This window comes from Actinomadura alba (genome assembly GCF_014323705.1).
Classification (GTDB): Bacteria; Actinomycetota; Actinomycetes; order Streptosporangiales; family Streptosporangiaceae; genus Actinomadura_C; species Actinomadura_C alba.
Genome location: NZ_JABVEC010000005.1, coordinates 182,007 through 207,005 on the forward strand (window position 1 = coordinate 182,007; position 24,999 = coordinate 207,005).

The 24,999-nt window shown below is 71.7% G+C and carries 21 protein-coding genes; 18 read left to right on the top strand and 3 right to left on the bottom strand.

Annotated elements, in window-relative coordinates:
* The 4 genes from HKK74_RS09555 to HKK74_RS09570 are packed head-to-tail and all read left to right on the top strand — an operon-like array spanning position 1 to position 4,119.
* The gene (locus tag HKK74_RS09555; protein ID WP_187242750.1) at positions 1–1,533 is read left to right on the top strand and encodes an FAD/NAD(P)-dependent oxidoreductase; all 1,533 of its coding nucleotides are present in this window, start codon (positions 1–3) and stop codon (positions 1,531–1,533) included.
* Positions 1,530–2,750 carry an NAD(P)/FAD-dependent oxidoreductase gene (locus tag HKK74_RS09560; RefSeq protein ID WP_187242751.1) on the top strand — a complete coding sequence of 407 codons (1,221 nt, stop codon included), beginning with the start codon at positions 1,530–1,532 and terminating at the stop codon, positions 2,748–2,750. Before HKK74_RS09555 ends, HKK74_RS09560 begins: the two co-directional genes overlap by 4 nt.
* Positions 2,751–2,797: 47 nt before the next feature.
* Positions 2,798–3,739: a dihydrodipicolinate synthase family protein gene (locus tag HKK74_RS09565; RefSeq protein ID WP_187242752.1), complete on the top strand. Its 942-nt coding sequence runs from the start codon at positions 2,798–2,800 to the stop codon at positions 3,737–3,739.
* Positions 3,736–4,119, top strand: a complete 384-nt coding sequence (locus tag HKK74_RS09570) for a (2Fe-2S)-binding protein (RefSeq protein WP_187242753.1) — start codon at positions 3,736–3,738, stop codon at positions 4,117–4,119. The genes HKK74_RS09565 and HKK74_RS09570 overlap by 4 nt, the downstream gene beginning before the upstream one ends.
* 13 nt (positions 4,120–4,132) lie before the next feature.
* On the opposite strand, the gene HKK74_RS09575 is transcribed toward HKK74_RS09570, so the two are convergent.
* Positions 4,133–5,626 (bottom strand): NAD-dependent succinate-semialdehyde dehydrogenase, encoded by a 1,494-nt coding sequence (locus tag HKK74_RS09575; RefSeq protein WP_187242754.1) that lies wholly within the window; start codon positions 5,624–5,626, stop codon positions 4,133–4,135.
* Between the two features lie 172 nt (positions 5,627–5,798).
* On the opposite strand from HKK74_RS09575, the gene HKK74_RS09580 reads away from it, so the two are divergent.
* The 6 genes from HKK74_RS09580 (at position 5,799) to HKK74_RS09605 (ending at position 13,104) form a co-directional block, all read left to right on the top strand.
* Complete coding sequence (locus HKK74_RS09580) at positions 5,799–7,169, top strand: aminotransferase (RefSeq protein ID WP_222722070.1); 1,371 nt, start codon at positions 5,799–5,801, stop codon at positions 7,167–7,169.
* Positions 7,166–8,314: an ATP-NAD kinase family protein gene (locus HKK74_RS09585; RefSeq protein ID WP_187242756.1), complete on the top strand. Its 1,149-nt coding sequence runs from the start codon at positions 7,166–7,168 to the stop codon at positions 8,312–8,314. Before HKK74_RS09580 ends, HKK74_RS09585 begins: the two co-directional genes overlap by 4 nt.
* A 36-nt stretch (positions 8,315–8,350) precedes the next feature.
* Positions 8,351–9,745, top strand: coding sequence for an aminomethyl-transferring glycine dehydrogenase subunit GcvPA (gene gcvPA / locus HKK74_RS09590; protein ID WP_222722071.1), 1,395 nt, complete (start codon positions 8,351–8,353; stop codon positions 9,743–9,745).
* Between the two features lie 20 nt (positions 9,746–9,765).
* Positions 9,766–11,349, top strand: coding sequence for an aminomethyl-transferring glycine dehydrogenase subunit GcvPB (gcvPB, locus tag HKK74_RS09595; protein ID WP_312881377.1), 1,584 nt, complete (start codon positions 9,766–9,768; stop codon positions 11,347–11,349).
* 5 nt (positions 11,350–11,354) lie between these two features.
* Complete coding sequence (locus HKK74_RS09600) at positions 11,355–12,359, top strand: 3-hydroxyacyl-CoA dehydrogenase (protein ID WP_187242757.1); 1,005 nt, start codon at positions 11,355–11,357, stop codon at positions 12,357–12,359.
* Positions 12,360–12,456: 97 nt separating this feature from the next.
* The gene (locus HKK74_RS09605; RefSeq protein WP_187242758.1) at positions 12,457–13,104 is read left to right on the top strand and encodes an HD domain-containing protein; all 648 of its coding nucleotides are present in this window, start codon (positions 12,457–12,459) and stop codon (positions 13,102–13,104) included.
* Between the two features lie 27 nt (positions 13,105–13,131).
* On the opposite strand, the gene HKK74_RS09610 is transcribed toward HKK74_RS09605, so the two are convergent.
* Positions 13,132–14,154, bottom strand: coding sequence for an alkene reductase (locus tag HKK74_RS09610; RefSeq protein ID WP_312881378.1), 1,023 nt, complete (start codon positions 14,152–14,154; stop codon positions 13,132–13,134).
* A gap of 134 nt (positions 14,155–14,288) precedes the next feature.
* Here HKK74_RS09610 and HKK74_RS09615 point away from each other — a divergent pair, with 134 nt between their 5' ends.
* From HKK74_RS09615 to HKK74_RS09645, 7 genes are all read left to right on the top strand, one after another.
* The gene (locus tag HKK74_RS09615) at positions 14,289–15,404 is read left to right on the top strand and encodes a LuxR family transcriptional regulator (protein ID WP_187242760.1); all 1,116 of its coding nucleotides are present in this window, start codon (positions 14,289–14,291) and stop codon (positions 15,402–15,404) included.
* A gap of 153 nt (positions 15,405–15,557) precedes the next feature.
* Positions 15,558–16,763: a hypothetical protein gene (locus HKK74_RS09620; RefSeq protein ID WP_187242761.1), complete on the top strand. Its 1,206-nt coding sequence runs from the start codon at positions 15,558–15,560 to the stop codon at positions 16,761–16,763.
* Positions 16,764–17,073: 310 nt separating this feature from the next.
* Positions 17,074–18,135 (top strand): substrate-binding domain-containing protein, encoded by a 1,062-nt coding sequence (locus HKK74_RS09625; protein ID WP_187242762.1) that lies wholly within the window; start codon positions 17,074–17,076, stop codon positions 18,133–18,135.
* A 70-nt stretch (positions 18,136–18,205) separates the two neighbouring features.
* Positions 18,206–19,003, top strand: coding sequence for an ATP-binding cassette domain-containing protein (locus tag HKK74_RS09630; RefSeq protein ID WP_187242842.1), 798 nt, complete (start codon positions 18,206–18,208; stop codon positions 19,001–19,003).
* The gene (locus tag HKK74_RS09635) at positions 19,000–20,268 is read left to right on the top strand and encodes a sugar ABC transporter permease (RefSeq protein WP_187242763.1); all 1,269 of its coding nucleotides are present in this window, start codon (positions 19,000–19,002) and stop codon (positions 20,266–20,268) included. The genes HKK74_RS09630 and HKK74_RS09635 overlap by 4 nt, the downstream gene beginning before the upstream one ends.
* A gap of 517 nt (positions 20,269–20,785) precedes the next feature.
* Positions 20,786–21,841, top strand: coding sequence for a metallophosphoesterase family protein (locus HKK74_RS09640; protein WP_187242764.1), 1,056 nt, complete (start codon positions 20,786–20,788; stop codon positions 21,839–21,841).
* A complete protein-coding gene (locus HKK74_RS09645; RefSeq protein ID WP_187242843.1) occupies positions 21,771–22,772 on the top strand; it encodes a PQQ-like beta-propeller repeat protein in 1,002 nt (333 codons plus the stop codon). The genes HKK74_RS09640 and HKK74_RS09645 overlap by 71 nt, the downstream gene beginning before the upstream one ends.
* Here the strand turns inward: HKK74_RS09645 and HKK74_RS09650 are convergent.
* Positions 22,769–23,821, bottom strand: coding sequence for a sigma-70 family RNA polymerase sigma factor (locus HKK74_RS09650; RefSeq protein ID WP_222722072.1), 1,053 nt, complete (start codon positions 23,819–23,821; stop codon positions 22,769–22,771). The genes HKK74_RS09645 and HKK74_RS09650 overlap by 4 nt on opposite strands.
* A 131-nt stretch (positions 23,822–23,952) precedes the next feature.
* On the opposite strand from HKK74_RS09650, the gene HKK74_RS09655 reads away from it, so the two are divergent.
* Positions 23,953–24,864, top strand: coding sequence for an aminoglycoside phosphotransferase family protein (locus tag HKK74_RS09655; RefSeq protein WP_187242766.1), 912 nt, complete (start codon positions 23,953–23,955; stop codon positions 24,862–24,864).
* Positions 24,865–24,999: the final 135 nt, after the last annotated feature.

Genomic DNA, 24,999 nt, shown 5'->3' on the forward strand with positions numbered 1-24,999 from the left:
GTGGCCGGTAGCTACCTGGATCCTGACCTCCTCGTCGTCGGAGGAGGTCCGGCGGGCATCTCGGCCGCTCTCGCGGCGAGCGCGGCGGGCATGCACGTCCTGCTCGCCGACGAGCGCCCGACTCTCGGTGGCCAGATCTACAAGCAGCCGGGTCCGGGCTTCACGGTCACGGACCCGGCTGCGATGGACCGCCAGTTCCGGTACGGCAGATCCCTGATCGAATCGCTCCAGGACACCGATGTCTCGGTGCGGTTGCGTACGAGTGTCGTCGCCGTCGAGGGGCGGCAGGCGGTGCTGGTCACCGAAGGGTCCACCGCGACCACCGTGACGGCGCAGCGGATGGTGCTCGCGCCTGGGGCCCACGACCGGCCGGTGGCCTTCCCCGGCTGGACCCTGCCCGGCGTCATCACCGCGGGCGGGTTGCAGACCCTGGCGAAGACGCAGCGCGTGCTGCCGGGCCGGCGCATGCTCTTCGCCGGCTCGGGCCCGGTCGCGCTGGCCTTCCCGGCACAGCTCGGACACTACGGCGCGCACATCGTGGCGGCACTGGAGGCCGGCCCGGCGCCGCGGCCCGCCGACCTCCTCGGCATCGCCCGGGCGGCCCGCGGCAACACCGCGCTGCTGCGCGACGCCGCGCGCTACCGGAGCCTGCTGCTGAGACACCGGATCCCGCTGCGGTACGGGCGGATCGTCGTCCGCGCCGAGGGCGACGGCCGGGTCGAACGGGTGGTGCACGCGGCCGTCGACGCCGACTGGCGGGTCGTCCCGGGCACTGAGCAGAGCGTCGACGTCGACGTCCTGTGCCTCGGGTACGGCTTCGTGCCCTCGCTGGAGCTCATGCGGCTGGTGGGCTGCGCGTTCGACTACCAGGAGGACCTCGGCGGTCATGTCGTGCACCGCGACGAATGGCACCGCACGACCGTCGACGGCGTCTACGCGGCCGGTGACGGCGCGGGCGTCGAAGGATCGTTCGTCGCCATCGACGAGGGCCGCGTCGCCGGCCTCGCGGCGGCGATGGACGCCGGCGCGATGAGCGCGGACGAGGCCGTCGCGGCGGCGGCACCGGCCCGACACCGGCTGGCCCGCCGCCGGGCGCTCAACGTCGCGACCTCGCGGCTGTACCGCGTCGGCCCCGGCATCTTCGAGCTGTCCACCGACGACACGGTGGTCTGCCGATGCGAGGGCGTCCGCGGGCGCGACCTCGCGCCGGCGATCGAGGCCACCGACGACGTCAACGTGGTGAAGGCCTACACCCGGGCCGGCATGGGCCCGTGCCAGGGCAAGAACTGTCAGCGCCAGGTGGCCGCGCTCATCGCCCGCCGGCACGGCCGGCCGGTCGCGGACATCGCGCCGGCCACGCCTCGCATGCCGGTGCGGCCGGTGCCGATCAGCGCGCTCGCCGACCACTCGATCGAGAGCCCGACCCTGTTCGTGGCCGGGGACGCGGGCTCCGGCACGGGCTCCGGCACGGGCTCCGGCACGGGCTCTGACACAGGCGACGACACCGAATCCGAAGGGCCCGGGGAACCGTGACCGACGTGCTGCACCCCGCGCTGTGGCCGACCGCCGAGAGCGGCCGCGCACCGTTGCCGGCCGCCACCGACGTCCTCGTCGTCGGGGGCGGGATCGCGGGCACGGCGATGGCGTACTACCTCGCCAAGGCCGGCGTCGAGGTCACTCTCGTCGAACGCGGCGAGCTCAACCGCGAGGCGTCCGGCACCAACGCCGGCAGCTTCCATCTGCAGCTCGCCATCCATCAGCTGTCCGGCCAGGGCGCCGCGGCCGACCGTGAGCGGCTGCTCGCCGAGGCCAGGCTCAGCCTCAAGGCGTTCGCGATGTGGCAGGAGCTCGGCGAGGAACTCGACGGCCCGCTGGACGTCCACCTGACCGGTGGATGGATGGTCGCCGAGACCGCGGAGCAACTGCGGACCCTGCGGGACAAGTACGAGCTGGAGCGGCTCGCCGGCATCGAGACCGAGGTCGTCACCGGCGCCGAGCTGAGGCGGCGCGCGCCCTTCCTGGCCGAGACCGTCGTCGGGGCGACCTACTGCCCGCTCGAAGGGCACGCCAATCCGCTGATCGTCGCGCCGTTGTACGCGCTGCGCGCCGTACAGCACGGGGCCGTGATCCGCACCCGCACCGAGGTGACCGGCATCGACGTGGTCGCCGCGACCGGGGCCCGGCGGTTCACCGTCCACACCGACGCCGGCTCGATCGACGCGCACCGCGTCGTCGACTGTGCGGGGGCCTGGTCGGGTGAGCTGGCGGCGATGGCCGGGCTGCGGCTGCCGGTCCGCAGCGAGGGCCTGCATGTCAACGTGACGGAGCCGCGGCCACGGCTGCTAACCCCCATGGTCCAGCACATCGGCCGCCGGCTCACGCTCAAGCAGACCGAGCAGAACACGTTCATCATCGGCGGCGGCTGGCCCACGCCCGAGGCCGCCCGGCCGCACCGCTATCCGACGAGCTGGCACAGCGCGGCGGGCAGTACGGCGGTGGCGGTGTCGGTCGTGCCGGCGCTCGCGGACGTCCGGGTCGTACGCACCTGGTCCGGGGTGATCGTGTTCACCGACGACTTCTCGCCGATCGTGGGCGAGTCGGAGCGGGTACCCGGATTCCATGCCTGCGTCTCGTCGACCGGTTTCACGTTCAGCCCGCTGCTCGCCCGGCGGCTGGCCACCTACATGGCCTCGCCCTCGCCCGACCGGCGGTTCCCCGAGCGGTACGCGCTGGACCGCACGACGCCCTGACCGCCGGCACGCTCTGAGATGCCCGCACGATCTGAGATGGAGGAGTAATGGATCGAGACGACGTCGACTGGCAGGGGTACTTCCCCGCCTTCGTCACGCCGTTCACGGAGTCGGGCGACCTCGACCTCGACACCCTGCGCGCACTGGTGGACCACTACGTGAGCGAGGGCATGCACGGCATCGTGGTCAACGGAACGTGCGGCGAGTGGTTCTCGCAGACGGCGGAGGAGCGCCGGGCGGTCGCCGAGAGCGCGGTCGGTCAGGCGGCCGGGCGCCTGCGGGTACTCGTCGGCTGCACCGCCTACACCGCCAAGGAGACCGCCGGGTTCGCGCGCCACGCGCTCGCCGCCGGGGCGGACGGCGTACTGGCGTCGCCGCCGCCGTACGCCAAGCTGTTCCCGGACGAGGTGATCGAGTTCTACCGTGACCTCGACGCGGCGGTCGACGGCCCGATCGCCGTCTACAACTGGCCGCACGGCAGCGGCGTCGACATCGGCACCGAGCTGGCCGACCGGCTCGCCGACATCGACCAAGTCGTGGCCATCAAGGACAGCACCCCGGACGCCGACCAGTTCTTCGAGACGTCCCGTCGCGTGCGTGATCGTGTGCGCGTCTTCGGTCCCTACATGAGCGTCCGGGGCGTCGAGGTGCTGCGCACCGAAGGGGGCGACGGCACGGTCGGCGGCGGTTCCCTGCACGGGCGTCCCGACGCCGGCTTCTGGGAGTCGTACTGGCGCGGCGACTTCGACGGCCCGCACGCCCACGCGGTCGCGGGCGACCGGCTGTTCCCGAAGCTCTGGCTGCCCGGCGGCTGGGCGGGCAGGTACGGCGCGTACCAGAGCCAGTTGAAGGCCCTGATGACGATGCTCGGCCAGCCGGCCGGGCATGTCCGCCGGCCGAGGCTGCCCATCACCGATCCGGCGAGCCTGCGCAGCATGCGCGCCGTGCTGGTCGAAGAGGGGCTGCTGCCGGAGGTGGACCGGCCATGACGGTGGAGCGGCCCCGGCTCCCGGCGGGGCCCGGCCTCGAGCGCGGGCCGGTGGTGACCATCACGGTCGACGGCCGGCCCACGCCCGCCTACCTGGGAGAGAGCGTGGCGGCGGCGCTGATGGCCGATGGTGAGCTGACTCTCCGGACGACGGCGGACGGCGAACCCCGCGGGCTGTTCTGCGGCATGGGCGTGTGCTTCGACTGCCTGGTCATCGTCGACGGTGTCCCCGGGACCCGGGCGTGCGTCACGTGGGTCCGCGAGGGCATGGACGTCGCCCGCCAGGACGGTCCGGGGCACCGCCTGGCCGGCACCGGCGTCGGCGCCGAGGGCGATGCCGATGCCGATGCCGATGGTCCGGACCGTGCGTCCGGCGGCTGAGCCGGACGGCGTCTCAGCCGCCGAGCCCGTCGACGCAGAGGTACTTCAGCTCGGTGAACTCGTCGATGCCGTGCCGCGAGCCCTCGCGGCCCACCCCCGACTCCTTCATCCCGCCGAACGGCGCGCCCTCATAGGAGATCAGGCCGGTGTTCACGCCGACGACGCCGAACTCGAGGGCCTCGCCGACCCGCCACATCCGGCCCAGGTCGGTGGTGAAGAAGTACGAGGCGAGGCCGAACGGCGTGTCGTTGGCCATCGCGATCGCCTCGTCCTCGGTGCTGAACTCGATCACGGCGGCCACCGGGCCGAACGTCTCCTCCCGCGCCACCAGCATGCCGGGCCGCACCCCGGTGAGCAGGGTGGGCTCGAAGAAGGTGCGACCGAGCGGGTGCCGGCCGCCGCCGCTGACCACGGTGGCCCCCCCGGCGACGGCGTCGCCGATGTGCCGCTGCACCTTCTCGACCGCGGCCTCCGAGATCAGCGGGCCCTGCTCGGAGCCGTCCTCGAACCCGTTGCCGACGGTCAGCTCCTCGATGGCCGTACGGAACCGCTGGACGAAGGCGTCGTGGATGCCGGACTGCACGATGACCCGGTTGGCGCAGACGCACGTCTGCCCGGCGTTGCGGAACTTCGAGGCCATCGCACCGGCGACCGCCGCGTCCAGGTCGGCGTCGTCGAACACGATGAGCGGCGCGTTGCCGCCGAGCTCCAGAGCGACCTTCTTCACGGTGCGCGCGCTCTGGGCCATCAGCAGCTTGCCGACCTCGGTCGAGCCGGTGAAGCTCAGCGCCCGCACCCCCGGGTGCGAGGTCAGGATCTCGCCGATCGTCGCCGGGGGACCGGCCACCACGCTGAGGACACCGTCCGGGACGCCCGCCCTGGCGCCGAGCTCGGCGAGTGCGGTGGCCGACAGCGGCGTCTCCTCGGCCGGCTTGATGATCATTGGGCAGCCGGCGGCGAGGGCCGGTCCGGCCTTGCGCAGGATCATGGCCGAGGGGAAGTTCCAGGGTGTGATGGCCGCGCTCACGCCGACCGGCTGGCGCAGGGTGAGCAGCCTGCGCCCGGCGACGTTCGTCGGGATGACCTCGCCGTAGGTGCGCTTGCACTCCTCGGCGTACCACTCGACGAAGCCCGCACCGTACAGGATCTCACCGCGCGCCTCGGCGAGTGGCTTGCCCTGTTCCGCGGTGAGGATGGCCGCCAGGTCGTCGGCGTTGGCGACGATGAGGTCGTACCACCGGCGCATGACGCGTGCGCGTTCGATCGCGGTCGTCGTGCCCCAGGCAGGGGCCGCCGCCTCGGCCGCCTCGATGCCGCGCCGGACATCGGCGTCGGTCGCGTCGGCCATCCGCGCGATGACGGCGCCGGTGGCGGGGTCGACGACGTCGGTGCGCCGCCCGGCCGAGCCGGGCGTCCAGGCGCCGCCGATGAAGAGGTCCTCCCGCAGCAGGCTCGGATCGCGCAGCTGAGAACGGTCGAAGGTCGAGTCCACGGCGTCAGCCTCCATGCCCGGATACCCGGCAGATCTGTCGAAATTCTGTTATCCCGGCACCCCGGTGGCCGGATAGCGGCCAACAGTACGCCACGCGGCCATTTGTTGCTACATTGACCTCGCGGTCGCCGGCTCGGCCCCCGACCCCGGTCCCCCCACACACCGACTCCCATGGATGCAGGCGCGAATGACGATCGAGGACATCGACAAAGAGTTCTTCTTCCACCCGTTCACGCACGTGCGCGAGCACGAGCGGGTCGGGCCGCTGACCATCGTCGAGGGGCACGGATCGACGCTGACCGACACGCGGGGGCGGGCGTACCTCGACGCGATGGCCGGCCTGTGGTGCGTCAACATCGGCTACGGCAACGCCGAGATGGCCGAGACGCTGCGCGACCAGACGGAGCGGCTGGCGTACTACCACACCTTCGCGTCCATGGGGAACGAGCCGGTCGCGCGGCTGGCCCAGCGGCTCATCGCGATGGCGCCGGGCTCGATGTCCAAGGTGTTCTTCGGCAACAGCGGCTCCGACGCGAACGACACCCAGGTCAAGCTCGTCTGGTACTACAACAACGTCCTGGGCCGGCCGGAGAAGAAGAAGATCATCTCGCGCGACCGCGGCTACCACGGGGTGACGGTGATGTCCGGCAGCCTGTGCGGTCTGCCCAACATGCACGCCGGGTTCGATCTGCCGCTGCCGATGGTGCACTTCGTGCGCGCACCCCACCGGCTGTGGGAGGCGGAGCCGGGACAGAGCGAGGAGGAATTCGTCCAGGGGCTCGCCGACGAACTCGAGCGGCTGATCCTCGCTGAGGGGCCGGACACCGTCGCCGCCTTCATCGCCGAGCCCGTGCAGGCCGCCGGCGGAGTCATCGTCCCGCCCAAGTCGTACTTCCCCGCGATCCAGGAGGTGCTGCGCAAGTACGACGTGCTGCTCATCGCCGACGAGGTCGTCTGCGGATTCGGCCGGCTCGGGCAGAACTTCGGCTCCGAGGTCTTCGGGATGACCCCCGACCTCATCACCGTCGCCAAGGGCATCACGTCGGCGTACATCCCGCTCTCGGCCTGCCTCGTCTCCGAGAGCGTGTGGGACGTCATCGCGAGCGGGTCGGACAAGTACGGCGTCTTCAGCCACGGCTACACCTACTCCGCGCACCCGCTGGCGGCCGCCGCGGCCATGACCAACCTCGACATCATCGAGCGCGACGGGCTCATCCCGCAGGCCAAGGCCCGTGGCGAGCGTCTCGCCGAGCGGCTGCGGGCCGAGTTCGGCGACCACCCGCTGGTGGGGGAGGTGCGCGGTGACGGTCTGCTCGGGGCGGTCGAGTTCGTCCGGTCCACCGACCCGCTGACGGCGTTCGACCCGGCGCTGAAGGTGGCGCCCGCGGTCGTGCGGCGCAGCCGCGAGCTCGGTGTGATCAGCAGGGCCCTGCCGGCCGCCGACACGATCGCGTTCTCGCCGCCGTTCGTGGTGACCGAGGCCGAGATCGATGAGATGGCGGCGGTGGCGCGGCGGGCGCTGGACGACGTGGCGGCGGAGCTTCGTCTCCTGCCATGACCGAAGCACCACCGCAGGCACCACCGGCCCGCCCGGCGTCCCTCGGCGTGATCGTCAATCCGATCGCCGGGATGGGCGGCCGGGTGGGCCTGCACGGCACCGACGGGCCGGCGCTCGAGGCGGCGTTGCGCCGGGGTGCCGACGCGGTCGCGCCGTACAGGGCGCGCCGTGCGCTGAACCGGCTGCGCGAACTCGCGCCGGGGGTACCGGTGCTGGCGGCGGCCGGCCCGATGGGCGGCGACCACCTGACCGGGGAAGGCTGGACCGTCCGTACGCTGCCCCGCTCCCGCACCGGGCCGACCACGGCGGCGGACACGCGCGACGCCGCGCGGGCGATGGTCGAGTCCGGCGTCTCGCTTCTGCTGTTCGCCGGCGGTGACGGTACGGCCCGCGACATCGTCGACGTGGTGGGCACCGCCGTGCCCGTCCTCGGCGTGCCGTCCGGGGTGAAGATGCACTCCGGCGTGTTCGCGACGGGGCCGGAGGCGGCGGGCGAGACGGCGGCCCGCTATGTCGCCGATCCGGCCCGCGCCCGGTGTGCCGACGCCGAGGTGGTCGATCTCGCCGGCGATGACCTGGCGAGCGCCGCACCCCGGATGTTCGGCATCGCGAGAGTGCCCGACGCGAGGAGTTCCCTGCAGCGCGCCAAGGCGTTCACCGCCGGGGCGGACGACGCGGACCTCGTGGCGCTGGGCCGCGAGATCGCCCGCGAGATGCCCGCGGACCGGCTGTACCTGCTCGGGCCGGGCACCACGGTGGCGCACGTCAACGCCGCGCTCGGGCTGCAAGCATCGCGCCTCGGCGTCGACGCCGTACTCGACGGGCGCCTGCTCGCCGCCGACGCGAGCGAGGCCGAGTTGCTGTCGCTGCTCCGGCGGCATCCGGCGGCGACGCTGGTGCTCGGGGTCGTGGGCGGCCAGGGCTTCCTGCTCGGGCGGGGCAACCAGCAGATCAGCGCCGCCGTGCTCGACGCGGTCGGCGCCGGGAACATCGAGATTCTCGCCGCGCGCGGCAAGATCGCCGCGCTCGATCCTCCGACGCTGCGGATCGACGTCGGCGACGAGCACGCGACCGCTCCGATCACCGGCTACCGCAAGGTGCGCACGGGGCGGGGCAGGAGCACCGTCTTGCGGATCGTGGCCTAGCCCAACGAGCGAACGTGCACAGAAGGGACCGTGACCGTGGCACATCCATATATGCCGAACTCGACGCCGGATGCGAAGACCGCGATGATGCGGGCGGTCGGCATCACGGATGTCGACGAGCTGTTCGAACAGATCCCGGCCGACCACCTCACGGCGAAACCGATCGGCCTCGACGCCGGCATCGCGGCCGAGTCGACGGTGCGCCGGCACGTGCGGCGGTTGCTCGACCGCAACGACAGCTGCGCCGAGAACCTGAACTTCCTCGGTGCCGGGTGCTGGCAGCACTACGTGCCGGCCGTGTGCGACGAGATCGCCTCACGCAGCGAGTTCCTGACCCCGGTGTGGGGCACGCCGTCCTCCGACCACGGCCGTAACCAGGCCTGGTTCGAGTACGCCTCACAGCTCGGCGAGCTGGTCGGGATGGAGTTCGTCGGCCTGCCCGTCTACAGCTGGGGCGCGGCGGCCGGGCACGCCGTACGGATGGCGGCCCGGCTCACCGGCCGGCACGAGGTCGTCGTGCCGAGCACGCTCGACCCCGAGCGCCTGGCCGTCATCCGGACCTACTGCGGCCCGGGCGAGGGGAACGATCCGATCACCGTCGTCGTCGCCCGCCACGACCCGGCCACCGGCCGGGTGGACCTGGCCGACCTCGAGGCCAAGGTGGGCGAGGCCACCGCGGCCGTGTACCTCGAGACCCCCAATCACCTGGGCGTCATCGAGGCCGACGCGGCAGCCGTGGCGCGGCTCGCGCGCAGCCACGGCGCCGAGACCATCGTCGGCGTCGACCCGATCTCGCTCGGCGTCCTCATGCCGCCGCCGGAGTACGGCGCCGACATCGTCGTGGGCACCACCCAGCCGCTCGGAGTGCACCTCAACGCCGGTGGTGGCGTCGGCGGCTTCATCGCCACCCGCGACGACGAGCGTTACGCCCGTGAGTACCCGACCCTGCAGGTCAGCCTGTGCGACACCATCGTGCCCGGTGAGCGCGCGTTCGGCATGACGCTGTTCCACCAGACCTCGTACGGGTCGAGGGAGGACGGCAACGACTGGACCGGCAACTCCGTCTACCTGTGGACGGTGGTCAACGCCGTCTACATGGCCCTCATGGGTCCGCAGGGGTTCGCCGACATCGGCGAGACGATCGCGGCGAACAGCGCCTACGCGGCCCGGCGCATCGGTGAGGTACCCGGCCTCCGGGTGCTCTGGCCATCGGGGTTCTTCAAGGAGTTCGTCGTGGACTTCACCGGCACCGGCCGGTCCGTCGCGGCGGTCAACGGCTTCCTGCGCGACCGGGGCATCTTCGGCGGCAAGGACCTCTCGGCGGACTTCCCCGAGCTCGGTCAGGCGGCCCTCTACTGCGTCACCGAGATCCACACGGCAGACGACATCACCGCGCTGGTCAGCGCCCTCAACGAGGCGGTCACGGCATGAACGACGGGATGAGCCACGGCGTGAACGGCACGAATACCACGGGCGGCCTGAACCGCGCGGACGGTACGGCACGTCGCTACCACGCCGCGGTCTGGGACGAGCCGCTGATCATGGAGCAGGGTGCGCCCGGCCGTCGCGGTACCGTGCCGCCCGGTCCCATGGAGGGTGCGGGCGGCGGCGACCCGCTGCCGGCGGGCGTGCGCCGTACAACCCCGCCGGATCTGCCGGAGGCGGCCGAACCCGACGTGCTGCGGCACTACCTGCGCCTGTCGCAGCAGACGATGGGCATGGTCGGGATCAGCCTCTTCGGTACCTGCACGATGAAGTACAACCCGAGGGTCAACGAACTGCTCGCCGCGCGCGACCAGGTCGCCGAGGTGCACCCGCACCAGGACGACGGCAGCATCCAGGGCCTGCTCGAGATCGTCCACCGGTTCGACCTGATGCTCCGCGAGCTCTCCGGAATGGGCCGGTTCGTGTTCCAGGCCGGGGGCGGCGCGGCGGCCGCGTACCTCCACGCGTGCGTCACCCGCGCCTACCACGAGTCGCGCGGTGAACTGGCGCAGCGGCGCGACGTCATCACCACCGCGCAGGCCCACCCCTGCAACCCGGCCACCGCGGCGGCGGCCGGATTCAACGTGATCACCTTGCCCGTCGAGCGGGACGGTCACCCGTCGCTCGAAGCGCTGCGGGCGGTCGTGAGCGACCGTACGGCGTCGCTGATGATCAACAACCCGGACGACATGGGCATCTACAACCCGCACATCAAGCAGTGGGTCGACATCGTGCACGAGGCCGGCGGCCTGTGCTTCTACGACCACGCCAACTTCAACGGGGTGATGGGCCGCATCAAGGCGGCCGAGCTGGGCTTCGACGCGTGCATGTTCATGCTGCACAAGACGTTCGGCGTCCCGAAGGGCGGCGGCGGTCCGGCGGTCGGCGCGTACGGCTGCACGCCCGAACTCGAACGGTTCCTGCCCGGCCCGCTGGTGGTCCAGACAGACTCCGGCTACGAGCGGCGCGAGAACCCCGAGGGGATCGGCCGCGTGCGTGAGTTCCTCGGCAACCTGCCCCAGGTGGTCAAGGCCTACTCGTGGCTGCTGGCGATGGGAGCCGACGGCATCCGCGAGGCGGCCGACATCTCGGTGCTGGCCAACAACTACATGGAGGCGCGGCTGCTCGCGGTCCCCGGCGTCACGAAGTCGTTCGACCACCTGACCCTCCGGCGGCTGGAGATGACCCGGTTCAGCCTCGGCGAGTACACCGAGCAGACGGGCGTGACCGCCGTGGACGTCCAGAACCGCATGACCGACTTCGGCGTCGACGCGTTCTGGCTCAGCCACGAGCCGTGGATCGTGCCGGAGCCGTTCACGCCCGAGGCCGGCGAAGGGTGGTCGCTGGAGGACATCGACTACTGGATCGACGTGCTCGCGTACGTCATGGAAGAAGGGCGCACCTCCCCGGCGATGGTCAAGTCGGCCCCGCACAACCAGGTCGTGGCTCAGATCGACGGGTCGTCGCTGGACGACCCGTCCCGCTGGGCGACGACATGGCGCGCCTATCAGCGCAAGAACGCCCAGCGGGCGAACGCCGCCGGACGGTGAGTGCCATGTGGGAGCAGGAGCAGGAGCCGGAGCGGGTGCAGGAGCGGGAGCCGGCGCCCGTCGCGATCGTCGGAGCGGGCAGCATCGGCGCGGCGTGGGCGATCGTGTTCGCCCGCGCCGGTCACCGCGTCGCACTGCACGACACCGATGCCGATCGCGCCGCGACGGCGCTCGCCGAGATCGAGAGCCGGCTCGCGGAGCTCGCCGGCTTCGGCCTCGTCGAGGGCGATGTCGCCGCCGTGCTGGGCCGCGTGAGGGTCGCGGCCGACCTCGGCGAGGCGCTCGAGGACGCCGTGTACGTCCAGGAGTGCGTGGTCGAGTCGCGCGAGGTCAAGCGGGAGCTGTTCGCCGAGCTCGACCGCCGCACCGGGCCCGACGCCGTCCTGGCCAGCTCCACGTCGATGATCCCCTGCTCGGAGTTCGCGGTCGAACTGCCCGGGCGAGCGCGATGTCTCGTCGTGCACCCCGGCAACCCGCCGTACCTGCTGCCGGTCGCCGAGCTCGCCCCCGCGCCCTTCACCGCCCCGGAGACGATCGCCCGCGCGAGGGCGTTGCTGTCGGCGGCGGGCATGGTCCCCGTCCTGGTGGGCGGGGAGAACGAGGGATTCATCTTCAACCGGCTGCAGGGCGCCCTGCTGCGGGAGGCCTACTGTCTCGTACGGGACGGCGTCGCATCACCGGCCGACGTCGACCTGGTCGTCAGCGCGGGGCTGGGCCGGCGCTGGGCCGTCCTCGGGCCGTTCGCCACAGCGGAGCTGAACACGCGGGGCGGTATCGAGCGCCACGCCCTGCTGCTCGGCCCGGCGTACGCCCGGATGGGCGCCGAACGGGGCCAGGACGACCCGTGGACGCCCGACCTCGTCGCCCGCGTCGCGTCGAGCGTGCACGAGAGCCTGCCGGCCGAGGAGTGGGCCGAGCACGTGAGCCGGCGCGATCGCGCGCTCATGCGGCTCGAGCGGGCCAGGCGCGCGGACCCCGAGCTGTTCACCGGCTTCACCCGAACCGATTAGCGCCGCCTGCGGCCGGCCACAGGGTGGTGCGCCTGGTCCGGGGGAAGGCTGAAGTCGTGACCGGGTGGCCGGAGCGATCGAGGACAGGAGTCGTGCGATGACGGATCAGGAGCCCTTCGCGGCGGGACTGACAGTGCCTGACACCAGGCTCGCCACAGAGGCCACCGAGCTCGTACGGCAGACCACCAGCGAGCTGATCTACCACCACTCCCGCCGTGTCTACTGGTTCGGCGCGCTGCAGGGCCGCAACCGGGGGCTGAGCTTCGACCCGGAACTCCTTTACATCGGTGCGATGTTCCACGATCTGGGCCTCGGTGAAGAGTTCCACGGCAGCGGCCGGCGGTTCGAGGTGGACGGCGCCGACGAGGCCCGCCGCTTCCTGCACGCCCACGGTGTGCCCGAGGACAGTGTCCGGCGGGTGTGGACGGCCATCGCCCTGCACACCACGCCCGGCATTCCCGAGTTCATGGAACCCGAGGTCGCCCTGCTCACCGCCGGCGTGGAGTACGACGTGCTGGGCATCGGCTATGCGGACATCTCCGACAGCGACCGCGCCGAGATCACCGCGCTGCATCCCCGCCCCGACTTCAAGCGGCGCATCCTGCGGGCGTTCACCGACGGCATCGCCCCCAAGCCCGAGACCACCTTCGGCAACGTGAAGGCGGACGTGCTTGAGCACTTCGTCCCGGGCTTCGAACGCGGCGACTTCGTGAAGACGATCCAGGACTCGCCCTGGCCCGAATGAGATGCCGGTCGGGCTGACGGGGCACGGTCATGAGGGGGAGTGGCCGGATTCCGAGGCGGTCGAATAGTCGGTGTAGCCGCGGTGGTCGCCACCGTAGAAGGTCGCGGGGTCGGCCTCGTTGTACGGCCCACCGGCTCGCACCCGGGCCGGCAGGTCCGGATTGGCCAGCCAGTATCTCGCCAGGCTGATCGCGTCGGCGAGTCCCTCGGTGAGGTCTCTGGCGCCGGCGTCGGGCGTGACCGGCGCGTCCGGCGGGGACGGATGCGGGTTGAGGATCAGCACTCCCGGCCATTCGGCGCGGATCAGCGGGGCGACCGCCCGCGAGCCCGTCTCCATCACGTGCACGTAGGCCAGGTCGTACGCCGCCAGCGCCCGCGCCAGGGTGGTGTAGAGCTCCGCGGGGTCGCTCTCGGTGATGCCGTTGGCCGTGTTGCCCGGCGACAGCCGGATCCCGAGCCGATGGAATCCGATCGCGTCGCCGACGGCCCGCACGAGTTCGACCGCGAACCGGATCCGGTTCTCCGCCGGCCCGCCGTAACCGTCGGTCCGCAGGTTGGCGCCGTCGGCGAGGAACTGGTGGATGAGATAGCCGTTGGCGCCGTGCAGTTCGACGCCGTCGAAACCGGCCTCGACCGCGTTGTGAGCGGAGGCCACGTGGTCATCGATGGTCCGCTCGATGTCGTCCAGCGTCATCTCGCGTGGGGTCGGGTGTTCGAGCATGCCGTCCGGCGTGTACAGCCGCTCCCCCGAGGCGATCGCCGAGGGTGCCATCGGCAACGCCCCGTCCGGGTAGAGCACGGGGTGCCCGACGCGGCCGCCGTGCATGATCTGGACGAAGATGCGCCCGCCCTCGGCGTGGACGGCGTCGGTGACCTTTCGCCACGCCGCCACCTGTTCCGCGGAGTGCAGGCCCGGGGTGTCGAGGTAACCCTGCCCGATCACACTGGGCTGCGTGCCCTCCGTGATGATCAGACCGGCCGAGGCCCGCTGCGCGTAGTACCGAACGGTCAGCTCGCTCACCAGCCCGCCGTACGCTCTGCTCCGGGTCATCGGCGCCATCACCAGCCGGTTGGGCAGCTCGATCCCACCGAGCTTCAGCCATCGGGTGCGGCGACGGGATCGTCGAAGGCGTCGACCACCTGATCCGTGGCGACTACGCGCGAGGGCTTCCGCTGCTCGCGCGGATGGTGGCGCGGTCGCCGGACGATCCGGCCGTACGGGAGCACGCCCTGCTCGGCGGCATGATCCTGGGTGACGACGACGCGATGCTCGAACTGGCCGCCGCCGAGGTGGCCGACCGCCGCCGGCGCGGGCTGGCCGGGGCGCTGCCGGGCGCGCTCGGCGCGCTGGCGCAGGCCCAGGTCATGGCCGGACGGCATCGCGACGCCGAGGCCGGTGTGGCCGAGGCGATGGACATCGCCAGGGACGCCGGTCTCAACGGGAGCGTTCGCGGGCTCGGCGGGGTGCTGGCCAGGATCGCGGCGATCGAGGGGGACGAGGATCGTTGCCGCGAGCTGACCGGCGACGCCTCGGACGCCTTCGACGCGACCGTCGAGTCGGCGCTGAGCCTGCTCGACCTCGGGCTGGGCCGGTACGACAGCGCGCTGCGGCGGCTGGAGCGGGCCTGGCACGGCCCGGCGCGGCACTCGCCCCTGCTGCTCTTCGCCGCCGCCGACCAGGTCGAGGCGGCGGTCCGGGCCGACCGGCCGGAGCGTGCCGCCGAGCCGCTGCGCCGGTTCGAGGAGTGGGCCGAGGCCACCTGCCGGCCGTGGGCGCGGGCTGTCGCGCTGCGCGGCCGAGCACTGCTGCTCGACGAGGAGGAGCATTACGGGGCGGCCGTGCGCATGCACGGAGAAGGCGGTCGGCCCTTCGAGCGGGCACGGACCGAGCTGCTGTACGGCGAGTGGCTGCGCCGCGCGCGCCGCCGGTCCGACGCCCGTGCGCCGCTGCGCTCGGCGCTGGAAATCTTCGAACGGCTGCACGCGGCCCCGTGGGCCGAACGGGCCCGGTCCGAGCTGCGCGCCACCGGCGAGACCGGTGCGGCGGTGGCGCGCCCCGTGGCATCCGATCAGCTCGACCGGCTGACCCCGCAGGAGGCACAGGTCGTACGGCTGGCCGCGGAGGGCACCAGCAATCGCGACATCGCGGCCCAGTTGTTCCTCAGCCCGCGGACTGTCGAATACCACCTGTACAAGGCCTATCCGAAGCTCGGCGTCTCGTCCCGCAGGGAACTCTCGGGCCTCGAATCGGGCGCCGACCCCTCCGGCGGCCGGTTCGCCCTGAACACCGCGGACTCATGACCCGCCTCTCGGCCCGCATCCTGGTCCGCCGGAACCGCCCCGCCGGACCGGCGCGTCCGGCGCGCCGCTGCCCGGACGGGGAGGTCGTCGAGTAGAACTGTCGCACGTCAGGAACTGGGAGCCACGTGGCGGCGGGGTCGGGGGAGACGGCGAATGGCGGATCCGGTCAGTCGGCGGCGGCTGTTGGGCGGTGCCGGAGGTGTGGCGGCCGGGGGCCTGCTCACCGCAGCGGGCCCATCCGGTTCCGCGGTCGCGCGCGCCGGGACGCGTGATCCGCGTTGCGCCGGGGCTCCGCCCGCCGTGGCCCCGGTGAACCGCGAGGTGGCCGCCCGCCACGGTCTCGACTACAAGGCGATGCCACGGCAGGCCGTCGGCGTGGACGTCGACTCACTGATCACCCTCGACAGCACCGCCGATGTCGCGGCACGCCGGGCCAGGCTGATCGAGTACGTGTGGAAAGGGGCCGGTCTGCCGGCCCGCCTGCCGGGCGTCGCGCGTGGTGTCTCGACACCGGAACTGGCATCCCTCACCGGGGTACGCCGGATCGACGAACTGAGCGTCCCGCTCGCCCACGGAGTGACGTCCCGGGTCTTCCACGTGTTGCCCCAGCGGGGTTGGAACCATCGCCTCGCGGTGTATCACAACGGTCATGGCGAGGCTTTCGACACCATGGTGGGCACCTTGCGAGGCCTGCTGCACCATGGCTACTCGGTGCTGGTGTGCGCCATGCCGTTCATGCACTGGAACGCGCGGGCGATCGCAGACCCGGCCGGCGCGGGGAGGCCGGTCAAGGTCACCTCTCACGACGAACTCGCCAGGTGGGAGTCGGCGCGCTTCTCCGGCCTCACGTTCTTCCTCGAACCCGTCGCCGTCGCGCTCAACCACGCGATCGCGACCTACCGGCCGACCTCGGTGCAGATGATCGGCCTGTCCGGTGGCGGATGGACCACGACGGTGTACGCGGCGATCGATCCCCGCGTCACCCGGAGCTATCCGGCGGCGGGTTCGCTGCCGTTCTATCTGCGGTCCGCCGCGCCGTACACCCGGTCCACCATCGGCGACTGGGAGCAGCGCAAGGACACCCTGCCCGGCTTCTACGGCATCGCCGGCTATCTCGACATGTACGTCATGGCCGCGACCGGTCCCCGCCGCCGGCAGATGCAGGTCCTCAACCGCTTCGACCCCTGCTGCTTCGGTGGCGTCGGCCACCGAAGTTACAGTGCCGCCGTGAGCCACCGCGCCGGCGTGATCGGCGGTGACTGGGACGTTCTCGACGACGCCACGCACGATCGGCACAGCATCTCTCCGTACGCGCTGTCCGCGATCCTGCGCGACCTCGACGCCGGCCACGACGGCTGAGCCCTCCTTGTTAGAAGCCTAGTTAGAAGACTCACTGCCAAGTGTTATATGGCCGGTCGTATGTCCAGGTCTCGCGTACGTCACCGGTCGGTTCGCCCCTTCGGCGCAGGCCGCCAAGCCGATGTGATGCCGTCCGTACTCGACGGGTTGTCGCGGTTGCATCACTCCATTCGGAGCGATGTTACATCCTTGACATGTTCACATCCCTAAATGTTAACTTCGTGCCAGCTCGGAAACGCCCCGGTCGGGTGGACGGGCGGTCCGCGTGTGAGAACAGTCCGAACCCCCACGCATCACAAGGAGTGCTCACATGAAGGCTCTTCGCCTGTCGGCCGTGCTGGCCGCCTCGGTTCTGGCGGCCACCGCGATGAGCGCCTGCGGGTCTTCTTCGTCGTCGGACGAGGGCGGTGCGAAGATCGCGTTCCTCATGCCCGACATCGCCTCGACCCGCTACGAGCTGTTCGACGCGCCGCTGTTCAAGGCGAAGATGAAGCAGCTGTGCGCCAAGTGCGAGGTGCTCTACCAGAACGCCAACTCCGACGCGGCCAAGCAACAGCAGCAGGCCGACTCGATGCTGGCCCAGGGCGTCAAGGCGATCGTGATCGACCCGGTCGACTCCGCCGCGGCCGCGACCATCGTCAACTCGGCCCGGTCCCGGAACGTTCCGATCATCGCGTACGACCGGCCCATCCCCAAGGCCCGGGCGGACTACTACGTCTCGTTCGACAACGAGAAGATCGGCGCGTTGATCGCCCAGTCGCTCGTCGACCACCTGAAGGACACCAAGGCCGAAGGCGGCATCCTCCAGGTCAACGGCTCCCCGATCGACGCGGCGGCGGGCCTGATCAAGAATGGGATCCACACCGCCGTGGACCCGAGCGGTTTCAAGCTGCTGGCCGAGTACGACACGCCCGGCTGGGACCCGACCAAGGCGCAGAACTGGGTGAGCGGGCAGATCACCCAGTTCAAGGGTCAGATCGCGGGAGTCGTCGCCGCCAACGACGGCACCGGCGGCGCGGCCATCGCCGCTTTCAAGGCCGCGGGCGTCACGCCGGTGCCGCCGGTGACCGGCAACGACGCGGAGCTCGCCGCCGTCCAGCGGGTCATCAAGGGCGACCAGTACAACACGATCTCCAAGCCCATCAAGACCGTCGCCGACGCCGCCGCCGAGGTCGCCCACGCCTTTGCGCAGGGCCGCAAGCCCGCTCCCCAGGTGACGTTGTTCGACACGCCGTCCCAGCTGTTCACCCCGACCGTGGTGACGAAGGAGAACGTGGTGAAGGTCGTCACCGAGCCGGGCTTCGCGCTCAAGGTGGCCGACATCTGCGCCGGTGAGTACAAGGCCGCCTGCGACGAGCTCGGGCTCAAGTAAACCGCCGTACGACCGGACAGGGAGGTGGCCGCGCGTGCGGCAGTCAGCAACGGCGGGCGCCCCGGGGGACGTGGGGCACGCCATCCTCAGCCTGCGGGGGATCTCCAAGACGTTCGGCGCCGTCGCCGCGCTGACCGACATCGACCTGGAGGTGTCCCCCGGAGAGGTCCTTGCCCTCGTCGGGGACAACGGGGCGGGCAAGTCGACCCTGGTGAAGATCCTCTCCGGGGTGTACGCCCCGGACGCCGGGCGCGTCACGTTCGGGTCGGAGGAAGTGACGATCTCCAGCCCGGCGGTGGCCCAGCGGCTGGGCATCGCCACGGTGTACCAGGACCTCGCCCTGTGCGAGAACCTCAACGTGATCGAGAACCTCTTCCTCGGCCAGGAGATCCGGCCGGCGCGCCTCGACACCGTGGCGATGGAGGTCCGGTCCTGGGAACTGCTCGGCCGGTTGTCGGCCAGGCTGCCGACGCTGCGCGTCCCGATCGCCTCGCTGTCCGGCGGGCAGCGGCAGACGGTCGCGATCGCCCGCTCGCTGCTGGGCGACCCCAAGGTCGTCGTCCTCGACGAGCCGACGGCCGCGCTGGGGGTCGCCCAGACCGCCGAGGTGCTCGACCTCATCGAGCGGCTCCGCGACACCGGCCACGCCGTCATCATGATCAGCCACAACATGCCCGACGTACGGGCGGTCGCCGACACGGTCGCGGTGCTCAGGCTCGGCCGCAATAACGGGATCTTCCCGGTCAGGGACGTCTCCAATGAGGAGATCATCGCGGCGATCACGGGCGCGACCGACAACGTGGTCACGCGACGCGCCGAGCGGGCGGGCACGGGTACCGCTCCGGGAAAGGACGATCAGCCATCATGACCGACGGCACCGCCACCGCGGGCACCGCTGCCGCCGCCGGCACGGCCAAGGACCTTCAGGACGAGCGGCTGATCCAGGCCACCGGTCCACGGCAGGCCCTGTCGGCCACCATCGGACGGATCCGCGACGGCGATCTCGGACTCCTCCCGGTGGTCCTCGGCCTCGTCGTCATCGGGGTCGTGTTCCAGACCCTCAACCCCAACTTCCTGTCGAGCGCCAACCTGGTGAACCTGCTCATGGAGAGCGTCCCGGTCGGGATGATCGCTCTCGGGCTGGTGTGCGTCCTGCTCGTCGGCGAGATCGATCTGTCGGTCGGCTCGGTCAGCGGGCTGTCGTCGGCGCTGACCGCGGTGCTCTTCGTCGACCAGGGCCTGCCCGTGTGGCCGGCGGTCGCCACCGCGGTCGCCGCCGGTGCCGTCATCGGCTTCGTGTACGCGCAGGTCTTCATCCGCTTCGGGGTGCCCAGCTTCGTCATCACCATGGCAGGGCTGCTCGCCTTCCTCGGCCTCCAGCTCAAGGTGCTGGGCGCGGACGGGTCCATCAACCTGCCGTTCGACTCCGGCCTGGTCGGCTTCGCCCAGCTGAAGTTCGTGCCGGCCTGGCTGTCGTACGTCCTCGTCGCCGTCACGGCGGCCGGGCTGTTCGCCGGCGGATACCTCAAGGCGCGCGAACGGCGGGCGGCCGGGCTGTCCGGACGCTCGACGGCGGTGCTGGCCGCGCGCAGCGTGGCGTTGCTCGCCGGCTTCGGTGCGGTGGTCTGGTACCTCAACCGGGCCCGTGGCGTGGGCTGGATGTTCGTGCTCTTCGTCGTGCTCGTGCTGCTCCTGAACTACGCGCTCACTCGTACGAGATGGGGCAAGTCCGTCTACGCCGTCGGCGGCAACGTCGAAGCGGCGCGGCGGGCCGGGATCAACGTGCACGCGGTCTACACCACGGTGTTCATGCTGGGCACCGCGCTCGCGGCGTCGGGCGGTGTGCTCGCGGCGGCGCGGCTCGCGGCGGCCAACCAGAGCACCGGTGGCGGCGACGTCAACCTCAACGCGATCGCCGCCGTCGTCATCGGGGGCACGAGCCTGTTCGGCGGGCGCGGCAGCGCGTTCGCGGCGCTGCTCGGGATCCTGGTGATCCAGTCGATCTCCAGTGGTCTGACGTTGCTCAACCTCGACTCCGCCTACCGGTTCGCCGTGACCGGCGTGGTGCTCCTGCTCGCCGTGATCCTGGACTCCGTCGCCCGGCGGTCCCGTGCCTCACGGGGGCGTGCCTGACCCCGGCGGCATGTGCTCAGGCCGTCACGGTCGGCACGGTCTCGTTCCCACGGGTGGTCTGTACTGGCGGCCCGGCTGCAGGCGCCCCCCGAGCTCATCGGCGCCTGCCACCGGATGACCATCCACCGTTCGTCCGCGGGTACGGGCTCCGTCCCCCGGTGCGTCACCGGCCGTTTCGATCATCATCGCGGACGGCACCGTGGACCGCTGAGAGGACCTGTCGTGGGGCAAGCCGAGCACGGAAGCGCCGCAGGCGGCGATGGCGACGGGCACAAGTGCGAGCACGGGTACGAGCGTGAATACGAGCGCCAGTACGGGCTCGACGCCGGGTACGACGCCGGAGCCCCGAAGGGCGGTCCGGCGCTGCACAGGCGTGGATTCCTTGGCCTCGCGACGGGATCGCTGGCCTCCGCCGGTGCGCTCGGCGCGCTGATCGGAGCGGCGCCGGCGGCCTCGGCCGCGGAACGGCCCGCAGGGGGCGACCGGTCCCGGACGGTGCCGCTGGGGGTTCGCCGTCGTGTCCGACACCCACATGAGCGTCACGAACCCGCAGGCGACGAGCCGGCTGACCCTCGTCCACCGGGCCATCGCCGACCGCGACCCCGCGTTCGTGCTGCACTGCGGTGACATCACCGACACGGGCCTGCCGGACGAGTACGAGCTCGTCGCACAGACGATCCCGGACGCGCTGCACGGGAGGATCCACTACGCCCCGGGGAACCACGAGGTTCGCTGGGCCGCGTCCGCCGAGGACGAGTACCGCCGGCACTTCGGCCCCGCGCCGTACTCCTTCGACGCGGGCGGGATCCATTTCATCGGCTTCGACCCGACCCAGCCACTGCAGGAGCCCGGCCACCACGGTGCGGAGAATCTGGCCTGGCTGGCCGAGGACCTCCGGCGGGTGCGCCGCGGCACGCCCTCGGTGCTCTTCCAGCACTACCCGATGGGCGACGCCTTCTACTACCTCGACGACCAGGACCGGTTCTTCGAGCTGGTCGCGAGGCACGATGTGCGCGGCGTCTTCGCCGGGCACGTCCACCGGGACCACGTTCTCAGGATGAACGGGCTCACCCAGGTCGCCGTGGACGCGGTGAAGAACGCCGACGGCTCCGAGACCACCCGGCCGATGGCCGTGGTCGCGCTCGGCGACGAGGGTCCCGGCGCGGCGCAGCGTCCGAGCGCGATCCGGCTGAGCGATGTCCGGGCCGGGCGGTTGCCGGTCGAGGTCCTGACGGGTGCGCGGGCGCGGGCGACGTCGGTGGGCTGTCACGTCTATCCGCAGGAGGTGTTCGGCGGCACGTACGCGAACACCTGGATCGACCTGGCCGCGACCGGACCCGGCCGGCAGTGGTCCGGGACGGTGGACGTCGCCGGGCTGCCGCCGGGGCGGCAGCGGCTGCAGGTGCGCGTGACCGGGCCGGACGGCGTCTGGGTGGGAGCAGACCGAGACCTTCTCCGTCCCCGGGCCCGCGCACACGCCGCGTCAGGTCTGGGAGCACCGGATGCGCGGTTCCGTACAGGGTGGCCTGGCCCTCGCCGGCGGCGCGGTGGTCGCGGCCTCGACCGCCGGTGAGGTGACGGCCCTGCGGCCCGACGGTCACCGTGGCGTGCGAGCGCTCTGGCGGACGAGCGTCGGGCCGGTGTACCGCCGCCCCGGCGTGACCGCCGACGGCCGTCTGCTGTTCGTACCGTCGGCCGACCACCGCCTGTACGCCCTCGACGCCCGAAGGGGACGGATCCGCTGGACCTACCGCGCGGCCGCCCCCGTGCTGAGCAGCCCGCTGGTGACGCGGGTCGACGACCGCGAGACCGTACTGTTCACCGCCGGCGACGCCCTGGTCGCGCTCGACGCCGAGTCCGGCCGGCGGATCTGGGCCGCGGACGGTCACGGCTTCTTCGCCGGCCGGCCGGCCTGCGACGGCACCCGGATCTACACGGGTGGCGGCGACGGCCGAGCTCGTGCCTTCACGGCCGCCACGGGCGAGCAGGTCTGGGAACGCGAGCTCGCGACCGGTGACGAGCACCGCAGACTGCTGTACGGCCCCTGGGACGACACGATCCTGCTCGGCGGCGACGCCGTGCTCGTGTCCACGGTCGCGGCCACCTGGGCGCTGGACCAGGGCACCGGCGCCCAGCGCTGGACCGTGGCGGGAAGCGCGATCTACGCACCCGCAGTGCTCCTGCCCGGCGATCCGCTCTGCGTCCTGCTCATCACCGAGTGGGGCGTGGTGACGCGGGTCGAGGTGGCGACCGCGAAGGTCCTCTGGCAGACCTCGCTGGGCGTTCGCGTGATGAACAGCGGGGCGGCGGTACGAGACGGCACCGCGTGGGTGCAGTCGGTCGACGGGCAGCTCATCGCGGTCGACCTGTCCGACGGTGCGGCCGGGGGGCGGCTGCGACACGGCCTGTCCTACTGCTTCAGCACACCCGTGGCGATCGACGACGTCGTGATCGCCGCTGACCAGGACGGTGTCGTACGCGGCATCCGGGTCGGGGCCGCCTAGGGCAGCGAGGCGGGTAGCCCGAAGGGCCGGAAATCGCCGGGGCCGATGAAAGAGGTGATATCGGCGATCCGCTCGCCGCGCAGGGTCAGCACGTTGATCGACCAGCCGAGGTGCGCGCCGGCGTCCTCGTTCCAGAGGTAGGAGGCCACGGCGGGCTGGCCGTTCGCACTGGTCGGGAGGTTCCGCCAGTTTCCGCAACCGGCCAGCGGGACCTGAACGGCGAAGTCGGTGACGGCCTCGAGGCCGTGGTACCAGCCCGCCAGCGGCGGCATCGACCAGGTGACATCCTCGGTGAGCAGCGCGACCAGGGCGTCGGCGTCGCCGCTCTCCAGCGCGGCGGAGTATCCGGCGACGATCTCGCGCAGGCGCGCGTCGTCGATCTCCCGCAGCGTCTGCTGCTGGGTACGGGAGGGGATCTTCTCGGCGACGATCCGGCGGGCCCGCTGCAGGGCACTGTTGACCGAGGCGATGGTGGTGTCCATCGTGGTGGCGATCTCGGCGGCCGAGAAGCCGAGGACCTCGAAGAGCAGCAGCGCCGCACGCTGGTTGCCCGGCAGGTGCTGCAGGGCGGCGACGAAGGCGAGTTCGACGGCCTCGCGCTGCTCGTAGCGCGCGTCCGGCCCCGGCAGATGGTCGGTGAGGCCCGCATCGGGGTAGGGGCCCAGCCAGGCGACCTCGGCCGCCGGGGCGTCCCCGACCACGGCCCGGTCGCTGGACGGGCCGAGGTCGACGGGCAGCGCCCGCTTGCCGCGGGTCGCGACGATGTCCAGGCAGGTACGGGTGGCCACGGTGTAGAGCCACGAGCGCAGCGAACTGCGCCCCTCGAAGCGCGCGAGCCCCCGCCACGCCCGCAGCAGGGCCTCCTGCAGGGCGTCGTCGGCGTCATGGGTCGAGCCGAGCATGCAGTAGCAGTGGGCGTGCAACTCGCGCCGTAGTGGCTCCACGAGGCGGGTGAACGCGGCGTCGTCCCCGTCTCGCGCCCGGGCCAGATCGGGATCATCGGCACGCCACACTGCCGTGTCCCCGGTCGGCGAAGAAGTCTCCCTCACAGGCGTTGATTCTGCCGCACGACGGGAGTCCGCCCTCCGACCGGGCATGACCGCTTCCAGGAGCCGATCTCACCTTCGACGGGCGCGAAAACTCTTTGCCGGGCAGGGGGAATGGCGGCCACACTTGCAGGATGGTCGAGGGCCTGCACATCGACGGGCGCGCTGGGATCGACGCGGGGCTGGTGAAGCGGCTGATCGCGACCCAGTTCCCGCAGTGGAGCGGCCTTCCCGTGACACCGGTGAAGGTCGACGGATGGGACAACCGCACGTACCGCCTCGGTGACGAGATGTCGGCGCGTCTTCCCACCGCCGCGGGCTACGCCCCGGCGGTCGACAAGGAACATCGATGGCTGCCGCTTCTCGCGCCGTCGTTGCCGGTAGCCGTTCCCGTACCGCTGGCGAAGGGGGCGCCGGGCGAGGGATACCCGTTCAACTGGTCGATCCGCGGCTGGCTGGAGGGCGAGACCGCGAGCCTGGACGGGATCGACGACCTGTGCGGATTCGCGACGTCGGTCGCCGACTTCATCCTCGCCCTGCAGCGCATCGACGCGACGGGCGGGCCGCGGGCCGGTGCGCACAGCTTCTACCGGGGTGCGCCGCCGGCTCACTACGACGACGAGACCCGCCGTTCCCTCGCCGTGCTGGAGGGGCGCATCGACACCGACCGGGCGACGGCCGTGTGGGACGCCGCTCTCGAGGCGGCCTGGCCGGGTCCGCCGGTGTGGTTCCACGGCGACGTTGCGAGCGGCAACCTGCTGGTCAGGAACGGAAGGCTGGCCGCCGTCATCGACTTCGGAACATCGGGCATCGGTGATCCTGCCTGCGATCTGGTGATCGCGTGGACGATGTTCTCAGGCGACAGCCGCGAGACCTTCCGCCGCGCTGTCGGTCACGACCTCGCCACGTGGGCGCGCGCCCGCGGCTGGGCGCTCTGGAAGGCATTGATCGGCCTCGCCGAGGACATCGACACCGGCGAGGAGCGGGCGGCGGGCAACCGCCGCATCATCGCGGAAGTGCTGGCCGACCACGATCGGGCCGGCTGACTGCAGCGGGACGGGCGATCGGCGGCACCGGTGCCGGGGGCTCGAACAGCCGGCCGAACCCATGGCCGCCTTCTGACTCCTACCTCGGCAAGCTCGTCCGCAAGGCTTATGGGCGTTGACGAAATTACCCAAGGG

Excerpts from the sequence above, each read along its gene's own strand:
- HKK74_RS09565 (WP_187242752.1), top strand. The coding sequence starts at position 2,798 with ATGGATCGAGACGACGTCGACTGGCAGGGGTACTTCCCCGCCTTCGTC.
- HKK74_RS09570 (WP_187242753.1), top strand. The coding sequence starts at position 3,736 with ATGACGGTGGAGCGGCCCCGGCTCCCGGCGGGGCCCGGCCTCGAGCGC.
- HKK74_RS09575 (WP_187242754.1), bottom strand. The coding sequence starts at position 5,626 with ATGGAGGCTGACGCCGTGGACTCGACCTTCGACCGTTCTCAGCTGCGC.
- HKK74_RS09580 (WP_222722070.1), top strand. The coding sequence starts at position 5,799 with ATGACGATCGAGGACATCGACAAAGAGTTCTTCTTCCACCCGTTCACG.
- HKK74_RS09585 (WP_187242756.1), top strand. The coding sequence starts at position 7,166 with ATGACCGAAGCACCACCGCAGGCACCACCGGCCCGCCCGGCGTCCCTC.
- HKK74_RS09600 (WP_187242757.1), top strand. The coding sequence starts at position 11,355 with ATGTGGGAGCAGGAGCAGGAGCCGGAGCGGGTGCAGGAGCGGGAGCCG.
- HKK74_RS09605 (WP_187242758.1), top strand. The coding sequence starts at position 12,457 with ATGACGGATCAGGAGCCCTTCGCGGCGGGACTGACAGTGCCTGACACC.
- HKK74_RS09610 (WP_312881378.1), bottom strand. The coding sequence starts at position 14,154 with ATGACCCGGAGCAGAGCGTACGGCGGGCTGGTGAGCGAGCTGACCGTT.
- HKK74_RS09615 (WP_187242760.1), top strand. The coding sequence starts at position 14,289 with ATGGTGGCGCGGTCGCCGGACGATCCGGCCGTACGGGAGCACGCCCTG.
- HKK74_RS09620 (WP_187242761.1), top strand. The coding sequence starts at position 15,558 with ATGGCGGATCCGGTCAGTCGGCGGCGGCTGTTGGGCGGTGCCGGAGGT.
- HKK74_RS09625 (WP_187242762.1), top strand. The coding sequence starts at position 17,074 with ATGAAGGCTCTTCGCCTGTCGGCCGTGCTGGCCGCCTCGGTTCTGGCG.
- HKK74_RS09635 (WP_187242763.1), top strand. The coding sequence starts at position 19,000 with ATGACCGACGGCACCGCCACCGCGGGCACCGCTGCCGCCGCCGGCACG.
- HKK74_RS09645 (WP_187242843.1), top strand. The coding sequence starts at position 21,771 with ATGCGCGGTTCCGTACAGGGTGGCCTGGCCCTCGCCGGCGGCGCGGTG.
- HKK74_RS09655 (WP_187242766.1), top strand. The coding sequence starts at position 23,953 with ATGGTCGAGGGCCTGCACATCGACGGGCGCGCTGGGATCGACGCGGGG.